Genomic DNA, 998 nt, shown 5'->3' with positions numbered 1-998 from the left:
TGTGGGCCGCGACCCTGAGTGTTTCAGCAGCTTATTCGGCAGAACTGAAGCCGGCTGTTGTTTATGACTTTGGCGGAAAATTTGACAAGTCTTTCAATGAAGCCGCTTATAATGGCGCTGCCAAATATAAAGCAGATCACGGTACTAATTATCGTGAATTTGAAATTCAGAACGATGCGCAGCGTGAACAGGCTCTGCGTAAATTTGCACAGGATGGCAACTCACCGGTTGTGATTGCCGGTTTCTCGGCTGTTTCCGCAATTGAGAAAGTTGCAAAGGAATTTCCGGATACGAAATTCGTAATCATTGATGCTGTTGTGGAAGCACCGAATGTGCGCTCCGTTGTGTTTAAAGAAGAAGAAGGCGGCTATCTGGTTGGTATGCTGGCAGCGATGGCTTCTAAAACCGGCACTGTAAGCTTTGTCGGTGGTATGGATGTGCCGCTGATCCGTCGTTTCTATTGCGGTTATGCCGGTGGTGCAAAAGCCGGTAAAGAAGGCACAAAAGTTCTGAATAACTGGACCGGCGATACACCTGCCGCGTGGAATGATCCGGCTAAAGGCAGCGAAATCACCAAAGCCCAGATTGATCAGGGGTCTGACGTGATTTATCATGCTGCCGGTGGTACCGGTATCGGCGTGTTGCAGGCTGCGGCTGATGCGGGCAAGCTCGGCATTGGCGTTGACTCCAACCAGAACGGTCTGCATCCGGGTCATGTTCTGACCTCAATGGTTAAGGGTGTTGATACTGCCGTTTATAAGGCTTTTGAAGATGTTGCCGCTGATAAATTCACAGCCGGTATCGTTCAGATGGGTCTGAAAGATGATGGTGTGAGCTATGCGATGGATGAAAACAACGCCAAGCTGATTACACCTGAAATGAAGGCCGCGGTTGAAGCTGCAAAGGCCGACATCATTTCCGGTAAAATCAAGGTGCATGACTACACCACAGACAATAAGTGCCCTTACTAATCCGGTAGGGCTATTCATAGAAAAGGG

General features: G+C 49.1%; 1 protein-coding gene. It reads left to right on the top strand.

The genetic code is table 11. The features are described from left to right. Positions 1-14 precede the first annotated feature (14 nt). Positions 15-971 carry a BMP family ABC transporter substrate-binding protein gene (locus A918_RS0107985; RefSeq protein ID WP_051139010.1) on the top strand — a complete coding sequence of 319 codons (957 nt, stop codon included), beginning with the start codon at positions 15-17 and terminating at the stop codon, positions 969-971. The last annotated feature ends 27 nt before the right edge of the window (positions 972-998 follow it).

The sequence above is a fragment of the Pseudochrobactrum sp. AO18b genome, assembly GCF_000409565.1.
Classification (GTDB): Bacteria; Pseudomonadota; Alphaproteobacteria; order Rhizobiales; family Rhizobiaceae; genus Pseudochrobactrum; species Pseudochrobactrum saccharolyticum.
Note: the sequence above shows the minus strand (reverse complement) of the source record. Positions and strands in the feature narration are given on the sequence as shown.